The organism is Rathayibacter sp. VKM Ac-2754, from assembly GCF_009807095.1.
In the GTDB taxonomy this organism is placed as follows: Bacteria; Actinomycetota; Actinomycetes; order Actinomycetales; family Microbacteriaceae; genus Rathayibacter.
In genome coordinates this window covers 73820-100492 of the sequence record NZ_WUCC01000012.1, presented here as the reverse complement: position 1 = coordinate 100492, position 26673 = coordinate 73820, and the positions used below count along the sequence as shown (strand labels likewise).

Here is a 26673-nt window from a genome sequence, read left to right as displayed (position 1 = left end):
TCGCCTCGGCGTCGACCGCGGCGAGGGCGTCGAGCACCAGGGCGCGCTCGAGCTCCGTCGCCCCGTGCCCGCCGCGCACGTGGGCGAGGAAGTCGTCGACGATCTCGACGTCGCTGCGCCCCCGCACCCGCTCGGCGTACTCGCGCCGCTCGGCGGCCGCGTGCGGCGGACGGTGCTCCAGCGTCGCGCAGCCGGGGAACCGCGACTGCAGCCGCGTCATCGCGTCGAGCGGGCGCACCTCGTCGGTGAGCACGGCCGACACCCAGTCGCCCTCGTACTCGCCGAGCGACGGGTCGCTCAGCAGCGTCGCGAGCGGCCCCTCGATCACGCTCAGGCGCCGCGGCACGGGCAGCGGCGACCAGGTGACCTCGCGCAGACCGGAGGAGTCCAGCTCGACCAGCCATCCGCCGCGGGGCTTCGACGCCTCGCCGAACGAGTAGTGCAGCGGGGCCCCGGAGTAGCGGACGTTCGGCAGCAGCGTCGCCCGCCCGTGGATGTGCCCGAGCGCGGCGTAGTCGGCCGCTGCGAAGTGGTCGACCGAGACGTAGTCGATGCCGCCCGCGGTGATGTCGCGCTCGACCGTCGCCGTCGGCGCCCCGACCGCGAAGCAGTGCGAGAGCACCACCCACGGCCTGCCTGCGGACTCGGCGTGCTCGCGCACCCGGCGCATCGCGAACGACAGGACCTCCTCGTGGCGGCGCAGCGACTCCTCCGGGTGCCGGTGCCGGTAGAGGGCGGGCTCGAGGTAGGGGATGCCGTAGACGCCCGCCTCGACCCCGTCGGCGCCCCGCAGCACGACGGGCTCGGTGTAGCGCTCGGGGTCGGTGAGCACGTGCACGCCGGAGGTGCGCAGCAGCCCCGCCTGGAAGCCCAGTCGCGCGGGCGAGTCGTGGTTGCCGCTGGTCAGCACGACCTCGGCACCCGCCCCGCGGATCGCCTCGAGCGTGCGGGTGAGCAGGGTGTAGTGCTCGGCCGCGGGCACCGCCGAGTCGAAGACGTCACCGGCGACGAGGACGGCGTCGACCGCCTCCGCCCGAACCGTCTCGACGAGCGCGTCGAGGACCGTGCCGAGCGCCGCGACGCTGGAGTGGCCGAAGAACGTGCGCCCGATGTGCCAGTCGGAGGTGTGCAGGAGCTTCACATCCGTCCTTTCGCGAGGGTTGCCGTCGTGCCGGTCCAGGCTACTGAGCACCTCCGACACCGGCCGCGCGCTCGGACACCTCTCGTTCACCGGCGGGTGCACAATAGGTCGTCGGCCACGACGAGAGGAGCACGGGATGAGACTGCCCCGCGTCCCCTCCACGATCCTGGGACTCGGCTCGCGCACGCGCGCGGTGGCGGAGGACACCAGTCCGATCGAGCGGATCCGCCCGCCCGAGGAGCCCGTGCGGACGAGCACCGTCGACAACGCGATCTACCAGGACGGCCGCCGGATCGTCTCGCCGCACAGCATCCCGGAGGCGCTCGCCGCCCTCCAGAAGCTCCCCGACGCGATGGCGTGGATCGGCCTCTACCGGCCGACGGAGGCGGAGCTCTCCTCGCTCGAGGACGAGTTCTCGATGCACCCTCTGGCCATCGAGGACGCGATCAGCGCCCACCAGCGCCCCAAGCTCGAGCGCTACGGCGACGACATGTTCGTCGTGCTCCGCGCGGCCAGCTACTCCGACCAGCGCGAGGAGGTCGACTTCGGCGAGCTGCACCTGTTCGTCGGGCCGAACTTCGTGGTGACGGTGCGCCACTCCGAGAAGCCCGACCTCTCGCTCGTGCGCCGGCGGATGGAGGCCGACCCCGCGCTGCTGCGCGTCGGCCCCGTCGCCGTGCTCTACGCGATCCTCGACGCCGTGGTCGATCAGTACTCGCCCGTCGTCGCCGGCCTCGAGAACGACATCGACGAGATCGAGGCGCAGGTCTTCGAGGGAGACCCCGCCGTGTCGCGGCGCATCTACGAGCTCAGCCAGGAGGTCCTCGACTTCCAGCGGGCGGTCTCGCCGCTCGTCGGCATGCTCGGCCGCCTGGTCACCGACTTCGAGGTCTTCCAGTCCGACGTCGAGCTGCGCCGCTACATCCGCGACGTCGCCGACCACGTCGCGGTAGTGAACGAGCGGGTCGACGGCTTCCGCACGACGCTGCGCGAGATCCTCGCCGTGAACGCGACTCTCGTCGCGCAGCGCCAGAACGAGGACATGAAGAAGCTGGCGGAGGCGGGCAACCAGCAGAACGACGAGGTCAAGCGCATCTCGGCGTGGGCCGCCATCTTCTTCGCGCCCACCATGATCTCGAGCGTGTACGGCATGAACTTCGACGCCATGCCCGAGCTGCACCTCGCCTGGGGCTACCCCGCGGCGCTCGGTGCGATGCTCGCCTCGAGCGTCGTCCTGCACCGGCTGTTCAAGAAGTGGGGCTGGCTCTAGGGTCACGATCCCACTGCGGAGCGCAAGCCTCTCGTGTCGATTACTCCCGTTCGAGGGTCACTCCTACGCTCGGACTGACGTCGCTCACTGCCGGTCCACCCCGTCCCCCTGACCCCGGGCGAGGTGATGCACGCACCTCCGCCGCAGCTCGAGCACCGCCGGAGGACCGCCCCGAGGGGTCGCAGCGGTCCGTGATCGGAAGAGCACGTGTGCACGCGCCCATCGAATGGACCCATCTCGGCCCGGGCTCGGTCGACGACCTCCCGGCGAGCGTCGTCTTCGCGGGCGGCGGGCCCCACTACCTGCTGGGCCGGGGCCGCCGGATCACCCGGGACGTCGCCCTGGTCAGGGTGCGCCAGTCGCCGGTGACGGTGAGCGACTCCGCTCGGCAGGAGGTCGTCACCGTGCTCTTCCTGCTCGACGGCGAGCTGACCTTCACCGGGAGCCGCCACGGGCTGAGGGCCGGCCAGGCCGCGTTCGTCCGCGGGCCGCTGGCCGAGCACCACGCGAGCATGCCGGTCGACTCGCTGCAGGTCACCGTCTCGATCGACAGTCTGCGACCGCTCGGAGTCGCGGTCGACTCCCTCGACGAGGGCGTCCCGCTCGCGTCGCACCTGATCACGCCGCTCCGGGCGTTCTTCACCGCGCTGCTGAACACGCCCGAGCCGGACGGCACCGAGGACGCGACGGCCGACTCCGTGCTGCAGGTGCTCGCGGTCCTGCTGCTGCAGAACGGGCGGGGTCCGCAGCGTCCTCAGGAGGCGTCGCGCGTCGAGCGCGCCCGGCGCGTCCTCGAGACGACCGCCTCCGATCCGGGAACGACCCCGGCCTCGGTCGCCGCGGAGCTCGGTGTCTCGGTGCGGACCCTCCAGCGCGACTTCCGGCTCGTCGGCTCGTCGCTGGCGGGCGAGCTCCGGGTGGAGCGCCTGCGTCTCGCGCACGAGCTGCTGCGGGAGGGTCGACGCGGCAGCGTGTCGATCAGGGAGGCCGCGAACCGGTCGGGGTTCACTTCGACGCGTCACCTGCGCGGGGCGATGAAGGCGCAGCTCGGGGCGACCCCGAGGACGGTCCGCTCCGGCGGCGACTGAGCCGGCGTCGTGCGGTGGTGGGGAGCGCGGCGTGCGGTCTGCAGGCGATCCCGCGGATCCGGTCGATCCTGCCGCCTGATCGGCGGCGTTCTCGCCCCACCGCCTGCAGATCGCACCGCCGCGCTCGAGCGGTCAGTCCGTCTCGGAGAACTGCACCGTGACGACCGAGGTCGCGCTGCCGGCCGACGTGGTCGCCGTGATGGTCAGCGTCGCCGTCGCGGGGCGCTCGTGCGTCGAGAGGTTCTGCGTGTTCACCGCGAAGAGGTAGCGACCGGCGGGCCCGTGGGTCAGCGTCGCGGCGGGGCTCGGCGAGCTCTCGGGTCCGCCGTTCGAGGGCGCCGGGTAGGCGTAGACACCCAGCAGGTCGCCATCGGAGTTCGAGCCGGAGGCGAGCACGGTCACGGTCGCGTCCTCGACGGCCGTGCCGGCCGCGTCGGTGACGAACACGGGGAAGTCGTACGAGCGGCGCGCCGGGTCGTGCTCGTCGCTGCCGTAGTGGTGGTCGCCCTTCCAGTCCGCGATGCAGGCGCCGTCGGCCGGGTCGATGCAGGGCGCGGTGCCGGGGGAGGCGGACGCGAGCGGGGCGGAGGCGGCGACGGCGATCACGGGGAGCGACCAGGCCGCGCCGGTCGCCAGGGTGCGACGCGAGAGCGAGCGGGACGGCTCGGAGGAGGAGGAGGTGGTGTTCACGGGCTGCCTTTCGGAGTCGGTCGGTTCGGGTCCGACCAGAGTCCCGAACAGCCCGCCCGCGTCACCCATCGGAGGGGTCCTGTGACGCGAACGCGTCACGTCGCCGTCGCGAGACCGTCGCCTTCGCGCGGGAGGACTCGCTCAGCGGCCAGATCCCGCCGCTCGCCTCGGAGTCGGTAGGGTCACCGCATGGGGGACACGCAGACCGGACGACGTCGGATCACCGCACTCCGCGGGGGAGGTGCCGTCCTCGCGTCCGTCGCGCTGCTCACCGGCTGTGCCGCGGCCGAGGCGGCGGCACCCGTTCCCACCGTCACCGTGACGGCGACCCCCGAGCCCCTCGACCGCACCGCCGGCGAGCAGGATCTGAGCGCGTCCTACGCCTGCGGCCGCTACACCTCGCTGTTCAGCCTCGAGTGGACGATGCGGTGGTTCCGCGACAGCGGCGAGGTGTCGGAGGAGTCGTACCGATCGTTCCTCGAGCGCCAGGCCTTCCAGCTCTCCACCGTCCGATCCGACGACCCGGCGATCACCGCGTCGGTGACCGCGATCCGCGACCACCTGCGGCAGGCCGAGACCGCCGCCGGGCGCTGGACCTACGACCCCGTCGCCGACGACTGGAGCGCACTGGTCACCGAGCTGTCCGGCGACTGCGCCGACGCCGGGTCCGAGATCGCCTCCTGGGCCGAGCCGGAGATGGGCGGCTGACCCGCCGCGGTCCGAGCGCGCTCAGCGGCGGGCGACCCGGTACTCCGTCTCGACCATCCCGTTGCCGAAGTGCGCGACGTCGAGCAGCTCGAGCGCGAGCGGTGTCTCCGGAGGCGACCACGGCACGCCGCGTCCGATCGCCGTGGGCAGCACCACCAGTCGCACCCGGTCGACGGCATCCGCCGCGAAGAGGTGCCGCGTCAGCGCCAGGCTGCCCCAGACGAGGGTCTCGCCCGGAGACGCGACGACCGCGTCGATCTCCTCGAGGCCGATGATCCTGGCGGGTGCGAACGACCCCCACGGCGCCTGCGTCAGCGTCGCCGAGACCACGTGCTTCGGCGTGCTGTTGATCGCCTCCGCGATCACCTCGGCGTCGGAGGCGGGAGTCGGCCAGTACTGCACGAACATCTCGTAGGTGGCGCGACCGAGCAGGATCGCGTCGACGCCGGACATCCGCGCCGCGTTGCGCTCCTCGAAGTCGGCCATCTCGGTGCCGACGCCCTCGAAGACGTCGAACACTCCGTCGGCGTTCGCGGCGAAGCCGTCGGCCGAGACGAACTGCTGCACGACGAGCTCACCCATGAGCCCCATCGTCTCTCCGCGGAGTCGACCCCCGCAAGGGAGTCAGTCCTCGTCGTCTCCCGGTTCGGCGATCTCGGCGCCGTCGGCTCCGGAGGCGTCGCCCTCCACGTGCAGATCGGCGTCGCCCGGGAGGGAGAAGTCGCTCAGCGGATCGAGGGGCTCGGGGGTCGTGTCGCGTTCGCTCATCTCTGAACCCTACGAGTGCGCAGCGAGACGCTGGACCGCGGCGACGGGGATGGACAACCAGCCCGGGCGGTTGCGAGCCTCGTAGATCGCCTCGTAGACGGCCTTGTCGAGCTCGAACGCGTCGAGCACGGCGCGATGTGCAGTGACGACGTCTCCCGCCCGCTCCGTGTAGCCCTCGAGGAACGCGGCGCGCGTCGCGGCCGCCCAGGCCGACCGGGACGTGCCGGGGGAGTCCTGCTCCGAGGCGCCCGCGGCGTAGTCGAACGACCGCAGCATGCCCGCCACGTCGCGCAGGGCGATGTCGGGCATCCGCCGCTCGTTCATCGGTCGCAGCGGCTCGCCCTCGAAGTCGAGCAGCACCCAGCCGCGGCCGGGCACCGACAGCACCTGGCCCAGGTGGTAGTCGCCGTGGATCCGCTGCAGTCTCGGCCACGGCGCGTCGGCGGCCGCGCGGAAGACGGCGTCGATCGCCTCCGCGTCCTCGGCGATGACGGGCACCTCGGCCGAGGCGATCCGGAGGCGGCGGCGCATGCTGCCGATCATCCGCTCGATCACCTCGGGCGAGGCGTCCTCGGTCTCCATGACGTCGGCCAGCACGGCGTGAACCTCGGCAGTCGCGAGGCCCAGCTCGCGGGCGGGGCCGGTGAAGTCGGAGTCGGTGCCCACGGCCTCGAGAGCGACGCGCCAGGCGTCCTCGACGCCGGGGAGGAACTCCTGGGCGAAGGCGAGATGGCCGAACGCGCGGCCCGACTCCTCCCCGCTGTCGTCCCACTCGCCGGTGACGTTGCCGATCACCGGGGGGACGAGCGTGCTGCCGGCCGCGTTCAGGGCCGACTGCACGGTGACGTCCGGGTTGTCGCCGTGGTGCAGCGCCCGGAAGACCTTCACGATCACGGGAGTGGCGGCCGAGCCGTCCTCCGCGGTGGTCTGCACGATGATCGAGGTGTTCGACTGCTCGCCGCTCAGGATCCGCGAGGACGCGAACGCGCCGATCACGGCGCCCGGCTGGCGGTGGCCGTCGGCACGCGCGTGTCCGAGCGCGCCGTCGGCGTCGGAGGAGCGGTCGTCGGCGATCATCTCGAGCAGCGCCTCGGCGAAGAACGGGTCGCGCGGCCCGTCGTAGACGTACCGGCCGTCGTCGCTCGAGATCAGCGCGTCCTCGAGGCCCTCGACGGGCTCCGGATGCACGGTCACCGGCACCTGGTACAGCACGGGGCTGGTCCCGGCGCGGTCGATGACGAGCGTCACGACGACGTCCCCGCCCGCGCGCCGGAGCACCCACTCCCCGCGGACCTCGAGAACGGGGCTGCGCCCCTTGCTCGCGTACCACCGCTGCTCCGCCACCCAGGCCGTGGCCCGGTCGATCGATAGGCCTGCGCTCATTGGTCGGCTCTCCCCTTCGTCGGCACCCCGACCCTAACGGGCTCGCGTGTCGGGCAGCTGGGGCTTGCGGCGCGCCCCGGTGATCCGGAGCGCGCCACTCCCGCGGTGCGCCCTCAGGACAGCCCGAGCACGTCGAGCGTCCACGCGTACTCGAAGGCGACCTCGCGCCAGCGCTCGTAGCGTCCGCTCACCCCGCCGTGCCCGGCGGTCATCTCGATCTTGAGGAGCGCCGGCGCCCCGACCTCGCGGAGCCTCGCGACCCACTTCGCCGGCTCGACGTAGAGCACCCGGGTGTCGTTGAGACTCGTGGTGGCGAGGATCCGCGGGTACCGCACGCCCTCGCGCACGTTCTCGTAGGGCGAGTACGACTTCATGTAGGCGTACACCTCGGGGTCGTGCAGCGGGTCGCCCCACTCGTCCCACTCGATGACGGTCAGCGGCAGCGACGGGTCGAGGATCGAGGTGAGCGCGTCGACGAACGGCACCTGCGCGAGGATCCCGGCGAACGACTCCGGGGCGATGTTCGCCACCGCGCCCATCAGCAGACCGCCCGCCGAGCCTCCCTGGGCGACGAGCCGCTCCGGAGTCGTGAACCCGGCCTCGATCAGGTGGTGCGCCGCGTCGACGAAGTCGGTGAAGGTGGTGCGCTTGGTGAGCGTCCTGCCGTTCTCGTACCAGGAGCGGCCCATCTCGCCGCCGCCGCGCACGTGCGCGATCGCGAAGACGACTCCGCGGTCGAGCAGCGAGAGCCGGGGGATCGAGAAGCCGGGGTCGATGCTGGCCTCGTACGAGCCGTAGCCGTAGAGCACGAGGGGTGCCGGCGCGCTGTCGGGATCGGCCGCGTCCCGCCGCCAGACGAGCGACAGCGGGATGCGGGTGCCGTCCGCGGCCGTCGCCCACTCGCGACGCTGCACGTAGCGCTCGGGGTCGTAGTCGCCGAGCACCGGCTGCTGCTTGAGGACGGTCCGCTCGCCGGTCGCCACGTCGAGCGCCAGCACCGTCGAGGGCGTCACGAACGAGGTGTACGCCAGGCGGAGCGCGGGCTGCTCCCACTCGGGGTTGCCCGCGAGCCCGGCGTCGTAGAGCGGCTCGCCGAAGACGATCTCCTCGAGCACCGCCTCGCCCCGGCCGTCGCGCAGGAGGCCGAGACGCGTCGCGCCCTCCGAGCGGTAGGAGACGACGACGTGGCTCGCGAAGGCGTCGACACCCTCGATGCGGCGACCGGCGGAGTGCGGGACGACGACGCGGCGCTCCTCGGCGCGCTGCTCGTGACTCAGGCCGAGATCGGCCGGCTCCTCGACGATCTCGAAGTCGAGGGCGCCGTCGTTGTGCACGATCAGGAGACGATCACGCCCGTCGACCACCGCGTGCTCGACCTCGTACTCCACTCCCTCGCGACGCGGCCAGACGGAGCGGAACTCGCCCGTCGGGTCGTCGGCGTCGAGCAGCAGGCACTCGCTCGTGATCTTGCTGCCGATCTCGATCACCAGGTAGCGGCGGCTGCGGGTGAGGCCGATGCCGATCCAGTAGCGCTCGTCCGGCTCCGAGAAGACCGTCACGTCGGCGGAGGAGTCGGTGCCCACCTCGTGGCGCCAGACCGTGTCGGGACGCCACGACTCGTCGACCGTGGGGTAGAAGACGAAGCGCGCATCGGCGCCGAAGGTCGCGCCGCCGCCCGTGCCCTCGACCACGTCGGGCAGGTCGACGCCGGTCGAGAGGTCGCGGATGCGGAGGGTGTAGCGCTCGTCGCCCTCGACGTCGGTGCCGAAGAGCAGGTAGCGGCCGTCGCTCGACACGTCGAAGCTGCCGAGCGAGAAGAAGTCGTGACCCTCCGCCTCCGCGTTGCCGTCGAGCACGATCTGCTCGCCCTCGAGCGAGCCGCCCTCGGCGATCGACGGAGGCGTCCAGTCGTCGGAACCCGAGATCGGGGCGCGGCAGTGCACCGCGTACTGGCGGCCCTCGTACGAGCGCGAGAAGTACCACCAGGCGCCCTCGCGCACCGGCACCGACAGGTCGGTCTCCTTCGTGCGCGAGCGGATCTCGTCGAAGATCGTCTGCCGCAGCGGCGCGAGGGGCTCGAGCACGGAGTCGGTGTAGGCGTTCTCGGCCTCGAGGTGGGCGAGGACCTCCGGGTCCTCCTTCTGCCGCAGCCACTCGTACTGATCGATCACGAGATCGCCGTGATGACGGCGTTCGAGGGGGATGCGACGGGCGACGGGAGGGACGGGCGCAGTCATCACTCCAGCCTAGGCGGCGCGCGCGGGAGGAGTCCTCGACGGTGCCGCCTCGTGCGCACAATGGAGCATGGCCAGCGATCCAGCGAAGAAGACGAGCCCCTCCCGCAGCGTGCAGACCGAGGTCGAGCGCAAGTACGACGTGGACGCCGAGGCCGAGCTGCCCGAGCTCGTCGGCGCGGGAGCGGTCGCGAGCATCGTCCGCGAGGAGCCGGTGACCCTCCGCGCCGAGTACTTCGACACCGCCGACCGCGCCCTCTCTCGGGGCCGCATCACCCTCCGTCGCCGTGTCGGGGGAGCGGACGAGGGCTGGCACGTGAAGCTCCCCGGCTCCGCGGGACGCACCGAGATCCACGCGCCGCTGACATCGACGAGCACCGTGCCGGCCGCCGTGCGCGAGCCCGTCCTCGCCCACGTCGCGCGGGCCCGCCTCGAGCCGCTGGCGGTGCTCGAGACGGTGCGCGGGATCACCCGCGCGGCCGACGGCGAGGGGCGCCTCCTCGCCGAGATCGCCGACGATCTCGTGATCGCGCTCGACGTGCGGTCGGGGCAGGAGCGGCGCTGGCGCGAGTGGGAGGTCGAGCTGGTCGACGTGCACGGTGCCGAGGGCGAGGCAGCGCTCGACGCGATCGAGGCCCGTCTGCTCGAGGCCGGGGCCCGACCCGCCGCGAGCGCCTCGAAGCTCGCGCGCGCGACCGGCGGTCCTATCGACGAGTCCTCCGCCACCCCGGGCGACGGCGGAGAGGCGGCGCTCGCCGCGATCCGCGCCCTGCTGCGCGACCTGCGGTCGATCGACCCGCACGTGCGCCTCGAGACCGACGACGCGCTGCACCGGATGCGCGTGCTCACGCGACGCCTGCGCACCGTGCTCGCAGGGTCGAGGTCGGTCCTCGAGCGCGCCTCGACCGACCCCCTTCGCGACGAGCTCCGCTGGCTGGCCGCCGTCCTCGGGGCGGCGCGCGACGAGGAGGTGCTCGCGGGTCGCCTGCGCACCGCGATCGATGCGGCAGCGGGCGAGTCGCCGGGCCTCTCCTCCGCCTACGACACGCTCTTCGAGGCGGGCGAGCGGAGGCACGCGACGGCCCTCTCCCGCGTCTCGCGGACCCTGCGCGGCGGCCGCTATCTCGCTCTGCTGGCCTCGATCGACGCGCTGCTCGCCGATCCGCCGCTCACGGAGCGGGCCGGATCGAGTGCGAAGAAGCTCCTCGATCGCTCGGTCGACAAGGAGCTGGCGCGCCTCGAGCGGGCCAGTAGCGCACCCGCGGAGGAGGCGGAGACCGCCCGGCACGAGATCCGCAAGGCCGCCAAGCGCCTCCGCTACCTCGTGCAGGCCTGGACCTCGGTCGTGCCGTCGGTGGTGAAGAAGCGGCATCGCGCGCTCGAGTCGGCCGCCGAGCGCGTCGCCGACGCCCTCGGAGAGGAGCGCGACGCGGCCGCGCTGCGCGAGACGGTGCGCGCCTGGGCGGTCTCGGCCGAGAAGCGGGGAGAGCCCGCATTCCTGCTCGGAGTGGTCTTCGCCGACCAGGCGCAGCGCGCGCGCGAGGCGGGTGCGGCGGGCGATGCCGCCCTGGCGCGTCTGCACTCCCTGTCAAGGTGAACTGCCGGTAACACAGGGGAAACCCCGGCGGCGGATAATGGGACTCATGCCTTCCGTCCGTGCTCTGCCCTCACCCCTCCTGCGTCCGCGCCACTTCGACCGCGACGACGTCGTGGTCCATGCCGGCCTGTTCTCACTGGTGAACTCGAGTACGACCCCCCGCGCGGCGTGGACGGAGGACCTCGTCGCCCTCGGCGAGGTCCTGGTCGAGGCCGAGTTCCCCTACCGGCTGATCCGCGGCAACGACGGATCGCCCTTCCTCGCGATCGACCGATCGCTCGGCGCCGAGCTGGCGACGCTGCTCGCGCGCGCCTTCGCGACCGAGCCGTTCTACGTGAAGACCCTCGACAAGCGCGGCACTCCCGCCCAGCTCCTCGCCGAGGGGATCATCGCCCCGTATCCGCGCGCCGCCGTCTTCTCGCTCTTCCGCCCGCGCGTCTCGCCGAACGGCTCACTCCGCTACGGCGCGCGCAGCGGCGTGCGCCTGGAGTTCTGGAAGGTGGGCGAGGAGGAGATCATCACGCCCGCTGAGAACGCCCTGATGCGCAACAGCCTGCCCGTGACCGAGGCGATCGACGCGCACGTCGAGCTCTACGGACGCACCTGGCCGACCTTCGAGGGCATGTTCGAGCCCCTCGTCAGCGACATCCGCTTCGACGTCGACATGGTCTTCTCGTGGGTCGACGGCACCGACCTCGATTTCCAGCGCGCCCGCGCGGCGCGGATGGCCAGCTACGTCGTCGGCGAGGGCGACGACGCTCCCGCGCGCTTCCGCCAGATCGACGAGCTCAAGTACGCGCTGCGCAGCGTCTACATGTACGCCCCGTGGGTCCGCCGGATCTTCATCGTCACCGACTCGCCCCGTCCGCAATGGCTCGAGGACCACCCCGACGTCACCCTGGTGCGCAGCGAGGACCACTTCCGCGACCTGTCGGTGCTGCCGACCCACAATTCGCACGCGGTCGAGAGCCAGCTGCACCGCATCCCGGGTCTCGCCGAGCACTTCCTCTACTCGAACGACGACATGTTCTTCGGCCGTCCCGTGAATCCGTCGATCTTCTTCTCGCCCGGAGGCATCACCAAGTTCATCGAGGCGACCACGCGCATCGGCATGGGCGACTCGAACGCGGCGCGCAGCGGGTTCGAGAACGCCGCCCGCGTCAACCGCCGCCTCCTGCGCGAGCGGTTCGGCGCCATGACGACCCGTCACCTCGAGCACGCGGCGACTCCGCTGCGCAAGACGGTGATGGCCGAGCTCGAGGCCGAGTTCGAGCCGGAGTTCACCGCGACCGCCGCGAGCCGCTTCCGCTCGTCGAGCGACGTCTCGGTCACCAACTCGCTCTACCACTACTACGCGCTGATGACGGGGCGCGCCGTCGTCCAGGAGAACGCCTCGGTCAAGTACGTCGACACGACGATGCACCAGGGCCTCAAGGACATGAAGAAGCTGCTGAAGAACCGCAGCGTCGACTTCTTCTGCTTGAACGACGGCAGCTTCCCCGAGATCTCGGCGGAGGCGCGCACGAAGGCCGTCATCGGGTTCCTCGAGGAGTACTACCCGATCCCGGCTCCGTGGGAGCGCGAGGACTGACCGTGGGCTGGACCGTCGGCGGGGGAGTGCTCGGGCTGCTGCTCGGGGTGGGGAGCGCGCTCGTCTTCCCCGGCATCGGAGTCGGCTCCGGCATAGGCGTCGGCCTCGCGCTGGGAGCCGCCCTCGCCTTCGCGGGCCATCTGTTCGCGAAGGACCGCGCGCGCAGGCCTCCCGAGCGCTGACGCGTCGGGCGCCGTCGACCGAGGGAACCCCGAACCGTCGGGTCGCCCCGCTGCCGGCGGCGGTCTCGACGGTCCGGGGTTCCCTCGAGGAGCAGGACCTAGGCGCTGACGCCGATCGGCTCGGCGACCGGCGGGTAGAGCGCCTCGTCGCGGGTGACCGGAGCCGCTGTGGCCGGCGCGATCTCGACGCCGTGGTCGGCGAGGATCCGCTGGGTCTCGTTCGCCGAGACGTACGACACCTCGGTGGAGGCGCCGATCGGCACGACCGAGTGCAGCACCGTGCCGTCGTAGACGTGGATGAGGTTGAAGGCCTGCGCGCCGTTGCGGGCGCGGGTGCCGCCCACCGGGACGTTCAGATCCTGCGTGTAGCAGGTGGCCGACGCGACCGACACGGGGATCCCCGCGAAGGTGGCGGTGGAGGAGTAGTGCAGGTGGCCGGCGATGATGCTGCGGACGTCGGACCCCTCGAGGACCTCGGCCAGTGCGGGCTGGTCGCGCAGCTCGACGAGCACCGACAGGTCGAGCACGCTCGGGACCGGCGGGTGGTGCAGCGCCAGGATCGTCCCGTGCGGCGCCGGGCTCGAGAGCTCCTCGGCGAGCCAGTCGAGCTGGGCGTCCGAGATCTCGCCGTAGTGCGCACCGGGGACCGTCGAATCGAGCGCGATGATCCGCAGCCCGTTGACGTCGTGCACGCGGTCGATCGGCTGCGTGGTCGGCAGCTGGTCGAGCAGCCCCGAGCGGAAAGCACCGCGGTCGTCGTGGTTGCCCATCACCCAGATGACCTCGGCGCCGAGGCGCGCGGCGGCCGGCTCGACGACGGCGCGGAGCTTGGCGTACGCCTCCGGCTCGCCCTTGTCGGCCAGATCGCCGGTGATGACGATCGCCTCGGGGCGGCCACCAGACTCCTCGAGCTCGTCGAACAGGCGGCGGAGCTGCGCCTCACTGTCGACGTCGGAGCCGTAGAGGCCCCCGGCTCCGGCGATGAAGTGCGTGTCGCTGAGGTGAAGGATGAAGTGGTTGGGCCGGGGGTACTCGGCCTGACGGACGGTCATGATCCTCGAGTTTCACGATCTGCGGGAGCTGAATCGGATGTTTCAGCATCGACACTAGCGGAGCTTCTCCGCGGGATCCAGAGGTGCACCCGCGAACGCCAGTCCATCATCCCCGGGTGAACGCGGGGCCAACACGGATCGGCGCGTCATCGAACGCTTTTCCCAGAATCGGACTCGTTCTCGCGCCCGGGCGCACCGACTCGCGTCGAGCCGGAGTCGGGTCGGCTCAGAGGGGGGCCGGCTCAGAGGCGGGTGAGCAGCGTCGCGTAGAAGACGATCGCGCGCTCGAACTGGTCGATCTCGATCGACTCGTCGGCGCCGTGGATGCCGAGCTGCTGCTGCGGGCTGATCTCGAAGGGGATGAACCGGTAGACGCCGTCGCTGATCGCGTGGAAGTGGCGGGCGTCGCTGCCGCCGGTCTGCACGTACGGGGCGACGATGGCCTCCGGGAACACCTCGCGCACGACGCCGTGCAGCACGTCGTACGGGCCGCCGTCGCCCGGCGTGCCCGTCGACGACACGGGGGAGGGCTCGTGGGCGACCCGCACATCGATCTCGACCTCGGGGTCGTCGATGACCGCGCGGATGCGCTCGACGACTCCGGCGACGGTGCCTCCGGGGTTGATCCGGACATTGGCGACGGCGCTGGCGGTCGAGGCGAGCACGTTCGCGCCGGTGCTCCCGCGGAGCTGGGTGACGGCGACGGTCGTGCGGAGCATCGCGGCCGAGCGGTTGGAGTGCGAGGCGAGGGCGCCGATGACGGCGTCGGGGTGCTCGTGCGGGTGCGCGTACCAGACCGCGTGCGCGGCGTCGGCGGAGGGGGCCGCGGCCTTGACCAGCTCCGCGATCGGCTCCGGGAGCGTCGAGGGGAACGGGTTCTCGGTGAGGCGGTGGATCGCCCGGGCGAGGCGCTGCGTCGCGAGCATCCCCGGCAGGGGCGGGGGAGCGGAGGCGTGCCCGCCGGCGTCGTGGCAGGTCAGCTCGAGGTTCATGATCCCGCGCTCGGTGACGCCGATGACCGCGATCGGAGTGGTGACGCCGGGGAGGATGCCCCGCCGCACGTTCCCGCCCTCGTCGAGCACGAAGCGCGGCCGGATCCCGCGGGCCGCGAGCAGGGTCACGACCGCGGGCGCGCCGTCTCCGGCGGTCTCCTCGTTGTGGGTGGAGACGAGGTAGACGTCGTGCCTCGGCTGCTCGCCGCGGACGACCGCGGCCTCCACGGCCTCGAGCAGCGTCACGAGGGAGCCCTTGTCGTCGACGGCACCGCGGCCGATGATCGACGTGCGCCCGTCGGGGCGCAGCACTGTGTCGGCGGCGAAGGGCGCGCTCGACCAGTCCTCGGGAGTCACGCTCACGACGTCGTAGTGGGCCATCAGGACCGAGGGGTCGCCGGCCTCGGCGCCCCGCCACCGCCAGAGGACGGAGTGACCGGCCACGATCTCGCGCTCGAGTGCCGCGTGCAGGGCCGGGTACAGCTGCTCGAGCAGATCGACGAAGACGTCGAAGCGGCTCCAGTCGGTCAGGGACTCATCGGAGTGCGACACCGTGTCGACCCGCAGCAGGGCCTGGAAGCGCTCGAGCGCGGTCGTCGTCACCCGGCTAGCCTACGACGGCGGCGCATCGGCCCCCCGCCGCGGCGAGCGGAGGTGCGCGTGCACGAGCTGCCGGAGGTGTGCGTCGTCTACGTCCTGCGCGAGGCGGCGAGCGGAGTCGAGGTGCTGCTCGGCCGCAAGCGCCGCGGTCTCGGCGAAGGACGGATCGTCGCACCGGGCGGGAAGCTCGAGCCCGGCGAGACACCGGCGCACGCCGCGGTCCGCGAGCTCGAGGAGGAGGTGGGTCTCGTGGCGGACCCGCGCGACCTCGACCCCCGCGGACGCCTCGACTACCGCTTCCCGCACCGCCCGGCGTGGAGCCAGCGCTCGCACGTGTTCGTCTGCCGGCGCTGGAGCGGGGAGGTCGTCGACTCGAACGAGCTCGCCGCCGGGTTCGTGCCCGTCGCCGACGTGCCGTACGCGCAGATGTGGGACGACGCGCGGTTCTGGCTGCCCGGCGTCCTGAACGACGGCGACTCGGCCCACTGGAGCTTCGAGTTCGGCGCGGACCTGGCGAGCGTCACCGGCTCCGACGCCCCCGGCTGGGCGGGCTGAGCCCGGCTCATCGAGCCTCTCCTCTCTACTGCGCGCTCTCCTGGCCGCTACAGCTCGAGCACGTCGCCGGCCGCGAGCGCGTGGTACTCGCCGCCGCCCTCTCGGACGGCCCAGCCCAGGCGGTCGTGCCCGAGCTTCTGGCCCGCTTCGGAGAGCACCGCCTCGTGCGTCGCGAACGCGTGCCGCGGCGCGAGCTCGAGCACGTAGTCGATCGACTCGGCGATCTTCATCCAGGGAGCGCCGGAGGGGGCGGCCAGGATCTCGACGTCGACATCGGCGGGCACGGTGAACGAGTCGCCCGCGTAGTAGAGGCGGCCGTTCACGAGCACGCCGACGTTGTCGATCACGGGGATCGAGCGGTGGATCACCGCGTGCCGCGAACCGAAGAAGCGCAGCTCGAACGGTCCGACCTCGGTCGTGTCGCCCTCGGCCACCGTCTCGATGTCGAGACCTTCGGCGGCGGCGGCGACTCCGGCGGGTCCGAGGACGCGGAGGGAGGGGTTCGCGGCGCGCAGGCGCTCCAGCTGCTCCGGGGTCCAGTGATCGGCGTGCTCGTGCGTGATCACCACCGCGACGGTGTCGGCGGTCCCCTCGACGGGACGGGTGAAGGAGCCGGGGTCGATCACGAGGCGGGCACCCGCCTCCTCGACGACGAGAGTGGCGTGCTCGAGCTTGGTCAGTCGCATGCCCCGAGCTAACCGCGGGCGGCGCGCGGGTGCAAGGCGGGGCGCCTCCGTCGATTTGCACCGGTGCTGACCGGTGTGCAACACTCTTCGAGTTGCAAAAACGCGGCCCCATCGTTTAGCGGCCTAGGACGTCGCCCTCTCACGGCGGTAACGCGGGTTCAAATCCCGCTGGGGTCACCACGGCAACATCGAGAAGGCCCCCGGTTCGCCGGGGGCCTTCTCGCGTTAACACCCGGTGCCCCTGACACACCTCCCGAGCACGGTCCACCCCGTCGTGCCCACCCGCAGACCGGGCGCAGGATCGACGCTAGGCTCGCATCCGCGAAGGGGAGCATCCCGACCTTCCCACCCCGTCAGCACGTCTCGCGTCGCCGCGATGCCGGGGCGGGACGGGTGAGCGGACAGGCGAGGCCGTCCGAGACCCCGGGGAGAGACCGACGGCCCTCCACCCACCTCCGAAAGGCCCCTCCCATGATCGATCTGCCCGTCTGGTTCGTGGTCGGCTCCTTCGTCGTCCTGAGCCTGATCCTCGCCGCCGACCTCCTGCTGGTCTACAAGCGGCCGCACGTCCCGAGCCTGAAGGAGTCGGGCCTCTGGGTCGGCTTCTACGTCAGCCTCGCGCTGCTGTTCGCGCTGGCGATGCTGGTGCTCGGCGACGGTGAGACCGCGGGGCAGTTCCTGGCGGGCTGGCTGACCGAGTACAGCCTCTCGATCGACAACCTGTTCGTCTTCGTCATCATCATGGGGCGCTTCGCGGTGCCGCCGAAGTACCAGCAGGAAGTGCTGATGGTGGGCATCATCATCGCGCTGATCTTCCGCGGGGTCTTCATCCTGCTCGGCGCCCAGCTCATCGAGAGCTTCAGCTGGATCTTCTACCTCTTCGGCGCCTTCCTCGTCTACACCGCGTACAACCAGGCGTTCGGCAAGGAGGACGAGAGCGAGGGCACCGACAACCTGCTGATCCGGCTCCTCCGCCGCCGCGTGAAGATCTCGGACAGCTTCGACGGCTCGAAGATCCGCACCACGATCGACGGCACGCGCTACTTCACGCCGATGCTGATCGTGTTCCTCGCGATCGGATCGACCGACCTGCTCTTCGCGCTCGACTCGATCCCGGCGATCTTCGGCATCACCGAGAGTCCCTTCATCGTCTTCACTGCGAACATCTTCGCTCTGATGGGGCTCCGCCAGCTCTACTTCCTGCTCGGCGGCCTGATCGACAAGCTCGAGTACCTCAAGTACGGCATCGCGTTCATCCTCGCGTTCATCGGCGTGAAGCTCGTGCTGCACGCTCTGCACGAGAACGACCTGCCCTTCATCAACGGCGGCGAGCCGGTGCCGGTCTGGGACATCGACACGTGGACGTCCCTCGCCGTGATCGTCGTCAGCATGACCGTCGCGACGGCGGCCAGCCTCCTGAAGATGCGCCGCGAGCACAGCCACATCGAGATGCACGACGGGCACCCCGAGGTCGTCGCGGACGCCGACGCGCCCCGGTCCGGCGCCGAGGAGAAGTGACCGGCCGGTGACGAGCATCGAGCTCCCGCAGGGAGTGCTGCGCCTCTCGGTCACCAGCAGCACCGATGTCGGATCCGTCCGCCGGGTCAACGAGGACGCCCTGCTGGCCGACGACCTCCTCCTCGCGGTCGCCGACGGCATGGGTGGTCACGCGCGGGGCGACCTCGCCAGCGCGACGGCCGTCGACGCCCTGCGCGCGAACGCGCCGACGGCGATCGGAGCGGTCGACGCGGTGTTCGATCTCGTCGAGGCGGCGAACGCCGCGGTCCGCGGGCTCGACGTGGGCGGCGCACTCTGCGGGACGACGCTGACCGGACTCACCCTCGTGCGTCCCGAGGAGGCGGGTCCCGTGCGCTGGGCCCTCTTCAATGTGGGCGACTCGCGGGTCTACCGGTGGGACGGCTCGGCGATGCAGCAGTTGACGGTCGACCACTCGGCCGTGCAGGAGCTCGTCAGCGCCGGTCTGCTGACCCGGGAGCTGGCCGAGACGCATCCCGACCGCAACATCGTCACGCGCGCCCTCGGTGCCGACGACGCCGTCGAGACCGACGTGTGGACCCTCCCCGTCGTGCCTCGCGCCAGCTACCTCCTCTGCTCGGACGGGCTCACGCGAGAGCTCTCGGACGAGCGGATCGCCGCACTGTTCGAGCGCCGGGACGCGGGGGAGATCGCCGCCGTCGACCTCGCACGGACGCTGGTGCGCGAGGCGGTCGATGCGGGAGGACGCGACAACGTGACCGTCGTCGTGGTGGACGCCGTCCTCGACCCTCGGGCCTGAGCACGCCGATCCTGCTGCAGAGTGCCCCCCGGACGGGTTGCATCGCGGTGTCGCGTCGACTCCAGAGCCTGGCTGTCGAAAGGCATACTGGAGGGATGGACATCGCCGAGGCTCTCGATCGTGCCAAGGCGCGCTTCGCAGAGGGCGATGTCCGCGGGGCGGTCTCGCTGCTCGAGCGCTGCGTCGCGGCCGACCCGACCTGGCTCGATCCTCGGGTCCTCCTCTCCGAGCTCTACCGTCGCTCCGGCGACCTGATCGAGGCGGGGCGCTGGGGCTATCTCGTCGAGAGCGGCGCCGCTCCGGAGGAGCTGCACGCGTTCGAGCGCGCCCTCGTCAGCACCGACGAGGACCCGTTCGAGCTCGCGGAGCGCGCCCTGGTCCATCCGCTCGAGCTCGCGGCGGAGTCGCCGCACGCGGCCCGCATGCTGGCCGAGCTCCCGCAGCGCCTCGAGGAGGCGGCCCGGCACGAGGCCGAGGCTCCCGACCCGCTCGACGGCGAGTGGTTCGAGCACGAGGCGCTCCCGACCCCGCGTCGCGGCGGGATCATCGGCATGTTCGGCGCCGCCGCCGCAGCCGTCTTCGTCGTCGGCGGCGTGGTCGTCGGCGCCGCCGCTCTGCTCGTGGTGCCCGCGGTGCTGATCGCCATGCTCGTCACGCCCTAGGGCCGGTCGCGACAGGCGCCGGGAGTCCCCGGCCCCGCCCGTCCGCGGTGCTATCCTCGGTGAATGCTGTTCGGCCGGCTCCTCCTTCTCCGCCGCGACGAGACCTCGATCTGACAGGCCTCTCTCGTCGCGGTGTCTCTCGTGGGCTGACCATCCTTCCCGAGGAAGAGAAACCACCGACATGAACGACAGTGCTACCGACGGCGCCGCGAACCACGACGCCGGGATCGCCCGCCCCCTGACCCTCGCCGAGAAGGTCTGGGACGACCATCTCGTCTCGAAGGGCCAGGACGGCACGCCCGACCTGATCTACATCGACCTGCACCTCGTGCACGAGGTGACCAGCCCGCAGGCCTTCGACGGCCTGCGCCTCGCCGGCCGCCCCGTCCGCCGGCCCGATCTGACGATCGCGACGGAGGACCACAACACCCCGACCGTGGGCATCGACCGGCCGATCGCCGATCTGACGAGCCGCACCCAGATCGAGACGCTGCGTCGCAACTGCGCCGAGTTCGGCGTGCGCCTGCACTCGCTGGGCGACGTCGAGCAGGGCATCGTCCACGTCGTCGGGCCCCAGCTCGGCCTGACGATGCCGGGCATCACGGTCGTCTGCGGCGACTCGCACACCTCGACGCACGGCGCGTTCGGAGCGATGGCCATCGGTATCGGCACCAGCGAGGTCGAGCACGTGATGGCGACCCAGACGCTGCCGCTGAAGCCGTTCAAGACCATGGCGATCACGGTCGACGGCACCCTCCGCGACGGAGTGACGGCCAAGGACATCATCCTCGCCGTCATCGCGAAGATCGGCACCGGAGGCGGTCAGGGCTACGTCCTCGAGTACCGCGGCTCCGCGATCCGCGCGCTCTCGATGGAGGGCCGCATGACGATCTGCAACATGTCGATCGAGGCCGGCGCGCGCGCGGGAATGGTCGCCCCCGACGAGACCACCTTCGCCTACCTGAAGGGGCGGCCGCACGCTCCCGAGGGCCAGGCCTGGGACGACGCCGTCGAGTACTGGCGCACGCTGCCCACCGACGAGGGCGCGAGGTTCGACGCCGAGGTGGTCCTCGACGCCGACACGCTCGAGCCTTTCGTCACCTGGGGCACCAACCCCGGGCAGGGCGTCTCGCTGTCGCAGGCCGTGCCCGATCCCGAGTCGATCGACGACCCGAACGAGCGCTCGAACGCCCGACGCGCCCTCGAGTACATGGATCTCGAGGCCGGGACCCCGATGAAGGAGATCCCCGTCGACGCCGTCTTCATGGGCTCCTGCACCAACTCGCGCATCGAGGACCTGCGCGCCTTCGCGTCCGTGATCGCGGGTCGGACGAAGGCGCCCGGGGTCCGCGTGATGGTCGTCCCCGGCTCCGCCCGCGTGCGGATCGAGGCCGAGGCCGAGGGCCTCGACAAGGTCTTCACCGACTTCGGTGCCGAGTGGCGCTTCGCCGGCTGCTCGATGTGCCTCGGGATGAACCCCGACCAGCTCGCTCCCGGCGAGCGCTGCGCCTCGACCTCGAACCGCAACTTCGAGGGCCGGCAGGGCAAGGGCGGACGCACGCACCTGGTCTCGCCGCTGGTCGCCGCCGCGACGGCCGTGCGCGGCACCCTCTCCAGCCCGTCCGATCTGGAGCCCGCTCGCGAACTGGTGGAGGCCTGATCATGCAGAAGTTCGAGACCGTCACCGGCGTCGCCGCGCCGCTGAAGCGCAGCAACGTCGACACCGACCAGATCATCCCCGCCGTGTTCCTCAAGCGGGTCACCAAGACCGGTTTCGAGGACGCGCTCTTCCACGGCTGGCGCCAGGAGGAGGACTTCGTCCTCAACCAGGGGCCGTTCCTCGGCGCGCAGATCCTGGTCGCCGGGCCCGACTTCGGCACCGGCTCCAGCCGCGAGCACGCGGTGTGGGCGCTGCGCGACTTCGGCTTCCGGGTCGTGCTCTCCTCGCGCTTCGGCGACATCTTCCGGGGCAACTCCGGCAAGCAGGGTCTGCTGGCCGCCGCCCTCGCCGAGGACGACATCGAGCGCATCTGGGCCGCCATCGACGAGCAGCCGGGAATAGAACTGACCGTGGACCTGGTTGCCCGTACGGTCACCGCCGGTGGCGACTCCTTCCCCTTCGAGATCGACGACTACACTCGATGGCGCCTGATCGAGGGGCTGGACGACATCGGACTGACCCTGCGCGACGAAGCGCTCATTTCCGAATTCGAGACCCGTCGCGAGAGCTGGCGGCCCAAGACATTGCCGGTGAAATAGCGTGAACACACTTCTTCAGGACGCCAAGACGGCGCTCCAGGATGCCAAGGCCTCGGGGGCGCGAGTGGGGATGACGACGGAGCGGATCACGATCCACGGCGGGCGACCGCTGAAGGGGCGCATCGAGCTCAAGGGGGCGAAGAACCTGGTCACCAAGGCCATGGTCGCCGCCCTCCTCGGCGAGACCGCCTCGACCCTGCGCGACGTGCCCGACATCAGCGACGTCCGCGTCGTGAAGGGCCTGCTCGAGGTCCACGGCGTCAAGGTCAAGCAGGGCCCCGAGGTCGGCGAGCTGATCCTCGACCCCTCGAACGTCGAGTCGGCGCACATGGCCGACATCGATGCCCACGCGGGCTCGAGCCGCATCCCGATCCTGTTCTGCGGGCCGCTGCTGCACCGCCTGGGCGAGGCGTTCATCCCCGACCTCGGCGGCTGCCGCATCGGCGACCGCCCGATCGACTACCACCTCGAGGTGCTGCGGAACTTCGGCGCCATCGTCGAGAAGCTGCCGTCCGGCATCCGGATGTCGGCGCCCGAGGGCCTGCACGGCGCCAAGGTGTCGCTGCCCTACCCGAGCGTCGGAGCGACCGAGCAGGTCCTGCTCACCGCGGTCCGCGCCTCCGGCATCACCGAGCTCTCGGGTGCGGCGATCGAGCCCGAGATCATGGACCTCATCAACATCCTGCAGAAGATGGGCGCCATCATCTCGGTCGACACCGACCGCGTGATCCGCATCGAGGGCGTCGAGCGCCTCTCGGGCTACACCCACCGCGCGCTCTTCGACCGCAACGAGGCCGCCTCCTGGGCCGCCGCGGCGCTCGCGACCGACGGCGACATCTTCGTCGGCGGCGCCCGCCAGCAGGAGATGACCACGTTCCTCAACGTCTTCCGCAAGGTCGGCGGCGCGTTCGAGATCGCCGAGGACGGCATCCGCTTCTACCACCCCGGTGGCGAGCTGAAGCCGGTCATCATCGAGACCGACGTGCACCCCGGCTTCATGACCGACTGGCAGCAGCCGCTCGTCGTGGCGCTGACCAAGGCCAAGGGCGTCTCGATCGTGCACGAGACGGTCTACGAGCAGCGCTTCGGCTTCGTCGACGCCCTCGTCGAGATGGGCGCGACCATCCAGATCCACCGCGAGTGCCTCGGCGGCCAGGCCTGCCGCTTCGGTCAGCGCAACTTCATGCACTCCGCCGTCATCTCGGGGCCGTCGAAGCTGCACGGCGCCGACATCGTCGTGCCGGATCTGCGCGGAGGCTTCTCCCACCTGATCGCGGCGCTCTCGGCCGAGGGCACCTCCTCGGTCTCGAACGTCGGCATCATCAGCCGCGGCTACGAGAACTTCCTCACCAAGCTCGAGCTGCTCGGCGCCGACTTCTCGCTCGACGCGTAGTCGCCCGACCACCCGGAGAACCCCGGGTCGTCGAGGCCGCCTGCTTCTGCAGGCGCTCTCGACGGCCCGGGGTTCCGTCGTTCGCGGGCGGCTCGCGGCCCGGGCTTCCGTCGCGCGGGCGCGGGCAGGAGGGGCTGCTCCCCGGGGGATGCGAGGATGGGCGGGTGTCTGAACGCAGTCGTCCCTCCGTCTTCTGGTTCCTCGCGGCGGCGGTGATCCCGACGCTGACCGCCTCCGTCGACCTCCGGGTCCGCGACATCGAGAAGATCCCGCCGACCGGCGCGTTCGTGTTCGCGCCGAACCACTACAGCGAGATCGACCCGTTCATCACGGGCTGGACGCTGTGGCGGGCGGGGCGCGCACCGCGGTTCCTCGCCAAGGCGTCGCTCTTCAAGGTCCCCGTCGTCGGGACGGTCCTGCGCGCCTCCGGGCAGATCCCGGTCGAGCGCGCCGGCTCGGTGCGAGGGAGCCAGCCTCTCCAGGCGGCGAAGGACCTGGTCGACCGCGGCGGATCGGTGCTGATCTACCCCGAGGGCACGCTGACGCGCGACCCCGAGCTCTGGCCGATGCGCGGCAAGACCGGCGCGGTGCGGATGGCGCTGCAGTACGGACTGCCGGTCATCCCGATGGCGCACTGGGGCACCCAGCAGCTGATGGGGCGCTACTCGAAGAAGGTCACGCTGTTCCGCCGCAAGCGGGTCGACGTCCTGATCGGCGATCCCGTCGACCTGTCCGCGTTCCGCGGGCGCAGCCTCGACTCCGCGACCCTCAACGAGGCGTCGGCCGTCGTGATGGCCGCCATCACGGCGCTGCTCGAGGAGCTCCGCGGGGAGAAGGCGCCCGAGAAGCGCTGGAATCCGGCCGAGCACAACCAGAAGGGGACGGGACGCTTTGAGTCCGAGCAGTAGGAGCCAGAAGCCGCCGATCCCCGTCCCGCGGCGCGTGGCGGTGCTCGGTGCCGGCAGCTGGGGCACGACGTTCGCCAAGATCCTGGCCGACGGCGGGTCCGACGTGGTGATGTGGGCGCGGCGGGCCGAGCTCGCCCGCGAGATCACGGAGGCGAAGCGCAACAGCGACTACCTCCCCGGCATCAACCTGCCGCGCAACATCCGCGCCACGCCCCGCATCGAGGAGGCGCTCGAGGGCGCCGACCACGTGTACCTGTCGATCCCGTCGCAGTCGCTCCGGAGCAACCTCGAGGCGATCACGCCGTTCCTCACCGAGCGCACCGTGCTGGTGAGCCTGATGAAGGGCGTCGAGAAGGGCACCGGCCAGCGGATGAGCGAGGTGATCGCGCAGATGCTGCCGATCTCGACCGACCGCATCGCCGTCGCCTCCGGACCGAACCTCGCGCTCGAGATCGCGAAGGAGCAGCCGACCGCCGCGGTCATCGCCTCCGAGAGTCTCGTCACCGCCCAGGAGGTCGCGCTCGCGGCGACCAACCGCTACTTCCGCTCGTTCGTCAACACCGACGTCATCGGCACCGAGTTCGGCGGTGTGCTGAAGAACCTGATCGCGGTCGCCATCGGCATCGTCGACGGAGTCGGCTACGGCGAGAACACCAAGGCGTCGATCATGACGCGCGGCCTCGCCGAGATGACCGACTTCGCGGTCGCCTACGGAGCGAAGGCCGAGACGATGTCGGGGCTCGCCGGTCTCGGCGACCTGATCGCGACCTCGAGCTCGTCGCTCTCGCGCAACAACACGGCGGGCCGCCTGCTCGGCCAGGGCTACAGCTTCACCGACGTCGTGAAGTCGATGCAGCAGACGGCGGAGGGCCTCGCCTCGGTCGCGCCGGTGCTCGAGCTCGCCCGCGCCAGGGGTGTCGACATGCCCATCGTCGAGCAGGTGGCGCAGGTGCTCGCCGGTACGCTCGATCCGAAGGACATCGCGCCGCACCTGACCACGGATTCGGACGAGCCCCAGGGTGAGAGGAACCTCGATGACCAGCAAGCTCCGCGTGGCCGTTCTGTTCGGGGGGCGCTCCAGCGAGCACTCGATCAGCTGCGCCACGGCGGCCGGAGTGCTGCGGGCGATCGATCGTGACCGCTTCGAGGTGATCCCCGTCGGGATCACCCGGGACGGTGCGTTCGTGCTCGAGGAGGACCGGCCCGAGAAGTTCGCGCTCGACGCGGCAGCTCTGCCCGAGGTCGTCGACAACGGCAGCCGGGTGCGCTGGCCCGAGTCGGCTCTGTCGCGCGAGCTGAGCGTCTCCGACGGCGGAGCAGCGCGCTCGCTGGGCGACGTCGACGTCGTGTTCCCGATCCTGCACGGGCCGTGGGGCGAGGACGGCACGATCCAGGGCCTCCTCGAGCTGATAGGCCTGCCGTACGTCGGGTCGGGCGTGCTCGCCTCGGCTCTCGGGATGGACAAGCACTTCACCAAGACGGTCCTGCGGGCGGCGGGCATCGCCGTGGCTCCCTGGTACACCGTGACCGAGGCGGAGTGGCGGGCCGACCCGGGCGACGCCGTCGCCGCGCTCGACGACCTCGGGCTGCCCGTGTTCGTGAAGCCCGCGCGGGCCGGATCGAGCGTCGGCGTCAGCCGCGTCGACGAGCGCTCGCAGCTCGATGCCGCCCTCGACGAGGCGTTCGCGCACGACTCGCGCGTGCTGATCGAGTCGGGGATGTCCGGCCGCGAGATCGAGATCGGTGTGCTCGGCGCTTTCGGTGGCGCCGCCGCGCGCACCTCGGTGGCGGGCGAGGTCGTCGTCTCGGGCGGCGGCTTCTACGACTTCGAGGCCAAGTACCTCGGGGCGGCGGGCATCGACCTGATCTGCCCGGCCGACCTGAGCGCGGACGAGCTGGCCGAGATGAGCGCGCTCGCCGTGCGGGCGTTCGAGTCGATCGGAGCCGCGGGGCTCGCCCGCGTCGACTTCTTCCTCACCGCAGAGGGCTTCGTCGTCAACGAGATCAACACCATGCCCGGCTTCACGCCGATCTCGATGTTCCCGCGGATGTGGGGGGCGAGCGGGGTCGCCTACCCGGATCTGATCGGCGAGCTGATCGACCTCGCGCTCGAGCGGCTCCCGGTCGCCGCCCGGTGACACTCGACCTGCGGATCGATCCGGAGGCGGCCGCCGCGCCGTTCGAGCAGATCCGCGAGCGGATCGCGGCGCAGGTGGCGGCGGGAGAGCTGCCGCTCGGGGCGCGCCTGCCGCCGGTGCGCGCACTGGCCGAGCAGCTCGGCGTGGCGCCGGGAACCGTCGCGCGGGCGTACAAGGAGCTCGAGTCGGCCGGAGTGGTCGAGACCCGCGGGCGCTCGGGAACGATGGTCGCGGGCGGCATCGAGGGCGTGGAGCGCGAGCTCCAGCTCGCCGCCGCGGCGTACGCCGAGCGGGCGCGAGCGCTGGGCGCACCCGCCGACCAGGCGCTGCGCGTGGTGAGCGGCGCGCTCGGCGCCTGAGGACGCGGTGCGACTCTGTGCTGAGGGATGAGTCGGCGCCGGCCGCCACCCCCCCCTGCTGGTCGAGTAGCCGCTGAAGGCGGCGCATCGAGACCCGCCGGCGTCAGCAGGTCGGGACTTC

General features: G+C 71.5%; 26 protein-coding genes and 1 tRNA gene. 18 read left to right on the top strand and 9 right to left on the bottom strand.

Annotated elements, in window-relative coordinates:
• Positions 1-1141: exonuclease SbcCD subunit D (locus GRS92_RS16845; protein WP_159858723.1), on the bottom strand; the 1141-nt coding region annotated here is incomplete at its 3' end.
• A gap of 136 nt (positions 1142-1277) precedes the next feature.
• On the opposite strand from GRS92_RS16845, the gene GRS92_RS16840 reads away from it, so the two are divergent.
• Positions 1278-2411 (top strand): magnesium and cobalt transport protein CorA, encoded by a 1134-nt coding sequence (locus GRS92_RS16840; protein ID WP_159858720.1) that lies wholly within the window; start codon positions 1278-1280, stop codon positions 2409-2411.
• A gap of 209 nt (positions 2412-2620) precedes the next feature.
• The gene (locus GRS92_RS16835; protein WP_159858717.1) at positions 2621-3499 is read left to right on the top strand and encodes a helix-turn-helix domain-containing protein; all 879 of its coding nucleotides are present in this window, start codon (positions 2621-2623) and stop codon (positions 3497-3499) included.
• Between the two features lie 132 nt (positions 3500-3631).
• On the opposite strand, the gene GRS92_RS16830 is transcribed toward GRS92_RS16835, so the two are convergent.
• The gene (locus GRS92_RS16830; protein ID WP_235022091.1) at positions 3632-4258 is read right to left on the bottom strand and encodes a transcriptional initiation protein Tat; all 627 of its coding nucleotides are present in this window, start codon (positions 4256-4258) and stop codon (positions 3632-3634) included.
• Positions 4259-4378: 120 nt separating this feature from the next.
• Between GRS92_RS16830 and GRS92_RS16825 the strand changes: the two genes are divergently transcribed.
• A complete protein-coding gene (locus tag GRS92_RS16825; protein ID WP_159858714.1) occupies positions 4379-4897 on the top strand; it encodes a hypothetical protein in 519 nt (172 codons plus the stop codon).
• Between the two features lie 21 nt (positions 4898-4918).
• Here the strand turns inward: GRS92_RS16825 and GRS92_RS16820 are convergent, their stop codons facing one another.
• From GRS92_RS16820 to GRS92_RS16805, 4 genes are all read right to left on the bottom strand, one after another.
• Positions 4919-5479: a dihydrofolate reductase family protein gene (locus GRS92_RS16820; RefSeq protein WP_159858711.1), complete on the bottom strand. Its 561-nt coding sequence runs from the start codon at positions 5477-5479 to the stop codon at positions 4919-4921.
• A 42-nt stretch (positions 5480-5521) separates the two neighbouring features.
• Positions 5522-5665 carry a hypothetical protein gene (locus tag GRS92_RS16815; protein ID WP_159858708.1) on the bottom strand — a complete coding sequence of 48 codons (144 nt, stop codon included), beginning with the start codon at positions 5663-5665 and terminating at the stop codon, positions 5522-5524.
• Positions 5666-5674: 9 nt separating this feature from the next.
• On the bottom strand, positions 5675-7048 hold the full coding sequence (locus GRS92_RS16810; protein ID WP_159858705.1) for a maltokinase N-terminal cap-like domain-containing protein: 1374 nt from the start codon (positions 7046-7048) through the stop codon (positions 5675-5677).
• 113 nt (positions 7049-7161) lie between these two features.
• Positions 7162-9285 (bottom strand): S9 family peptidase, encoded by a 2124-nt coding sequence (locus GRS92_RS16805; protein ID WP_159858702.1) that lies wholly within the window; start codon positions 9283-9285, stop codon positions 7162-7164.
• A 67-nt stretch (positions 9286-9352) separates the two neighbouring features.
• On the opposite strand from GRS92_RS16805, the gene GRS92_RS16800 reads away from it, so the two are divergent.
• Genes GRS92_RS16800 through GRS92_RS16790 form a run of 3 tightly spaced genes read left to right on the top strand, consistent with a single transcriptional unit; the run spans position 9353 to position 12652 of the window.
• Positions 9353-10879, top strand: a complete 1527-nt coding sequence (locus tag GRS92_RS16800) for a CYTH and CHAD domain-containing protein (RefSeq protein WP_159858699.1) — start codon at positions 9353-9355, stop codon at positions 10877-10879.
• Positions 10880-10925: 46 nt separating this feature from the next.
• Entirely contained in the window at positions 10926-12470 is a 1545-nt protein-coding gene (locus tag GRS92_RS16795) for a stealth conserved region 3 domain-containing protein (RefSeq protein WP_235022090.1), read from the top strand.
• A 2-nt stretch (positions 12471-12472) separates the two neighbouring features.
• Positions 12473-12652, top strand: coding sequence for a hypothetical protein (locus tag GRS92_RS16790; protein ID WP_159858676.1), 180 nt, complete (start codon positions 12473-12475; stop codon positions 12650-12652).
• Between the two features lie 98 nt (positions 12653-12750).
• On the opposite strand, the gene GRS92_RS16785 is transcribed toward GRS92_RS16790, so the two are convergent.
• Both GRS92_RS16785 and GRS92_RS16780 read right to left on the bottom strand, forming a co-directional pair.
• Complete coding sequence (locus tag GRS92_RS16785; RefSeq protein ID WP_159858673.1) at positions 12751-13704, bottom strand: phosphodiesterase; 954 nt, start codon at positions 13702-13704, stop codon at positions 12751-12753.
• A 242-nt stretch (positions 13705-13946) separates the two neighbouring features.
• Positions 13947-15299, bottom strand: coding sequence for a M20/M25/M40 family metallo-hydrolase (locus GRS92_RS16780; protein ID WP_159858670.1), 1353 nt, complete (start codon positions 15297-15299; stop codon positions 13947-13949).
• Between the two features lie 57 nt (positions 15300-15356).
• Here GRS92_RS16780 and GRS92_RS16775 point away from each other — a divergent pair, with 57 nt between their 5' ends.
• Positions 15357-15851: an 8-oxo-dGTP diphosphatase gene (locus tag GRS92_RS16775; RefSeq protein ID WP_159858667.1), complete on the top strand. Its 495-nt coding sequence runs from the start codon at positions 15357-15359 to the stop codon at positions 15849-15851.
• A gap of 47 nt (positions 15852-15898) precedes the next feature.
• Here GRS92_RS16775 and GRS92_RS16770 read toward each other — a convergent pair whose 3' ends face one another.
• Complete coding sequence (locus GRS92_RS16770) at positions 15899-16537, bottom strand: MBL fold metallo-hydrolase (protein ID WP_159858664.1); 639 nt, start codon at positions 16535-16537, stop codon at positions 15899-15901.
• Positions 16538-16641: 104 nt separating this feature from the next.
• Here GRS92_RS16770 and GRS92_RS16765 point away from each other — a divergent pair.
• The 11 genes from GRS92_RS16765 to GRS92_RS16715 all read left to right on the top strand — a co-directional run bounded on the left by GRS92_RS16765 (position 16642) and on the right by GRS92_RS16715 (position 26552).
• Positions 16642-16717: transfer RNA gene (locus GRS92_RS16765), tRNA-Glu, on the top strand.
• A gap of 291 nt (positions 16718-17008) precedes the next feature.
• The gene (locus tag GRS92_RS16760; RefSeq protein ID WP_159858661.1) at positions 17009-18055 is read left to right on the top strand and encodes a TerC family protein; all 1047 of its coding nucleotides are present in this window, start codon (positions 17009-17011) and stop codon (positions 18053-18055) included.
• Positions 18056-18062: 7 nt separating this feature from the next.
• The gene (locus GRS92_RS16755; protein WP_159858640.1) at positions 18063-18833 is read left to right on the top strand and encodes a PP2C family protein-serine/threonine phosphatase; all 771 of its coding nucleotides are present in this window, start codon (positions 18063-18065) and stop codon (positions 18831-18833) included.
• 95 nt (positions 18834-18928) lie between these two features.
• On the top strand, positions 18929-19495 hold the full coding sequence (locus GRS92_RS16750; protein WP_159858637.1) for a DUF6584 family protein: 567 nt from the start codon (positions 18929-18931) through the stop codon (positions 19493-19495).
• A 181-nt stretch (positions 19496-19676) separates the two neighbouring features.
• Positions 19677-21155, top strand: a complete 1479-nt coding sequence (gene leuC, locus GRS92_RS16745; protein ID WP_159858634.1) for a 3-isopropylmalate dehydratase large subunit — start codon at positions 19677-19679, stop codon at positions 21153-21155.
• A gap of 2 nt (positions 21156-21157) precedes the next feature.
• Positions 21158-21754, top strand: coding sequence for a 3-isopropylmalate dehydratase small subunit (gene leuD / locus GRS92_RS16740; RefSeq protein WP_159858631.1), 597 nt, complete (start codon positions 21158-21160; stop codon positions 21752-21754).
• A gap of 70 nt (positions 21755-21824) precedes the next feature.
• Positions 21825-23147 (top strand): UDP-N-acetylglucosamine 1-carboxyvinyltransferase, encoded by a 1323-nt coding sequence (murA, locus tag GRS92_RS16735; RefSeq protein WP_204162160.1) that lies wholly within the window; start codon positions 21825-21827, stop codon positions 23145-23147.
• A gap of 164 nt (positions 23148-23311) precedes the next feature.
• Complete coding sequence (locus GRS92_RS16730) at positions 23312-24055, top strand: lysophospholipid acyltransferase family protein (protein WP_235022089.1); 744 nt, start codon at positions 23312-23314, stop codon at positions 24053-24055.
• A 40-nt stretch (positions 24056-24095) separates the two neighbouring features.
• Entirely contained in the window at positions 24096-25193 is a 1098-nt protein-coding gene (locus GRS92_RS16725; protein WP_204162088.1) for an NAD(P)H-dependent glycerol-3-phosphate dehydrogenase, read from the top strand.
• Positions 25090-26193, top strand: a complete 1104-nt coding sequence (locus GRS92_RS16720; protein ID WP_159858628.1) for a D-alanine--D-alanine ligase family protein — start codon at positions 25090-25092, stop codon at positions 26191-26193. Before GRS92_RS16725 ends, GRS92_RS16720 begins: the two co-directional genes overlap by 104 nt.
• Complete coding sequence (locus tag GRS92_RS16715; protein WP_159858625.1) at positions 26190-26552, top strand: GntR family transcriptional regulator; 363 nt, start codon at positions 26190-26192, stop codon at positions 26550-26552. Before GRS92_RS16720 ends, GRS92_RS16715 begins: the two co-directional genes overlap by 4 nt.
• Positions 26553-26673: the final 121 nt, after the last annotated feature.

What these genes read in the sequence shown, in the direction of transcription:
- GRS92_RS16760 (WP_159858661.1), top strand. Translation starts at nt 17,009, where the DNA reads ATGATCGATCTGCCCGTCTGGTTCGTGGTCGGCTCCTTCGTCGTCCTG.
- GRS92_RS16750 (WP_159858637.1), top strand. Translation starts at nt 18,929, where the DNA reads ATGGACATCGCCGAGGCTCTCGATCGTGCCAAGGCGCGCTTCGCAGAG.
- GRS92_RS16825 (WP_159858714.1), top strand. Translation starts at nt 4,379, where the DNA reads ATGGGGGACACGCAGACCGGACGACGTCGGATCACCGCACTCCGCGGG.
- murA (WP_204162160.1), top strand. Translation starts at nt 21,825, where the DNA reads ATGACGACGGAGCGGATCACGATCCACGGCGGGCGACCGCTGAAGGGG.
- GRS92_RS16840 (WP_159858720.1), top strand. Translation starts at nt 1,278, where the DNA reads ATGAGACTGCCCCGCGTCCCCTCCACGATCCTGGGACTCGGCTCGCGC.
- GRS92_RS16815 (WP_159858708.1), bottom strand. Translation starts at nt 5,665, where the DNA reads ATGAGCGAACGCGACACGACCCCCGAGCCCCTCGATCCGCTGAGCGAC.
- GRS92_RS16805 (WP_159858702.1), bottom strand. Translation starts at nt 9,285, where the DNA reads ATGACTGCGCCCGTCCCTCCCGTCGCCCGTCGCATCCCCCTCGAACGC.
- GRS92_RS16820 (WP_159858711.1), bottom strand. Translation starts at nt 5,479, where the DNA reads ATGGGTGAGCTCGTCGTGCAGCAGTTCGTCTCGGCCGACGGCTTCGCC.
- GRS92_RS16800 (WP_159858699.1), top strand. Translation starts at nt 9,353, where the DNA reads ATGGCCAGCGATCCAGCGAAGAAGACGAGCCCCTCCCGCAGCGTGCAG.
- GRS92_RS16720 (WP_159858628.1), top strand. Translation starts at nt 25,090, where the DNA reads ATGACCAGCAAGCTCCGCGTGGCCGTTCTGTTCGGGGGGCGCTCCAGC.
- GRS92_RS16785 (WP_159858673.1), bottom strand. Translation starts at nt 13,704, where the DNA reads ATGACCGTCCGTCAGGCCGAGTACCCCCGGCCCAACCACTTCATCCTT.
- GRS92_RS16830 (WP_235022091.1), bottom strand. Translation starts at nt 4,258, where the DNA reads ATGGGTGACGCGGGCGGGCTGTTCGGGACTCTGGTCGGACCCGAACCG.
- GRS92_RS16770 (WP_159858664.1), bottom strand. Translation starts at nt 16,537, where the DNA reads ATGCGACTGACCAAGCTCGAGCACGCCACTCTCGTCGTCGAGGAGGCG.
- GRS92_RS16810 (WP_159858705.1), bottom strand. Translation starts at nt 7,048, where the DNA reads ATGAGCGCAGGCCTATCGATCGACCGGGCCACGGCCTGGGTGGCGGAG.
- GRS92_RS16795 (WP_235022090.1), top strand. Translation starts at nt 10,926, where the DNA reads ATGCCTTCCGTCCGTGCTCTGCCCTCACCCCTCCTGCGTCCGCGCCAC.
- leuC (WP_159858634.1), top strand. Translation starts at nt 19,677, where the DNA reads ATGAACGACAGTGCTACCGACGGCGCCGCGAACCACGACGCCGGGATC.
- leuD (WP_159858631.1), top strand. Translation starts at nt 21,158, where the DNA reads ATGCAGAAGTTCGAGACCGTCACCGGCGTCGCCGCGCCGCTGAAGCGC.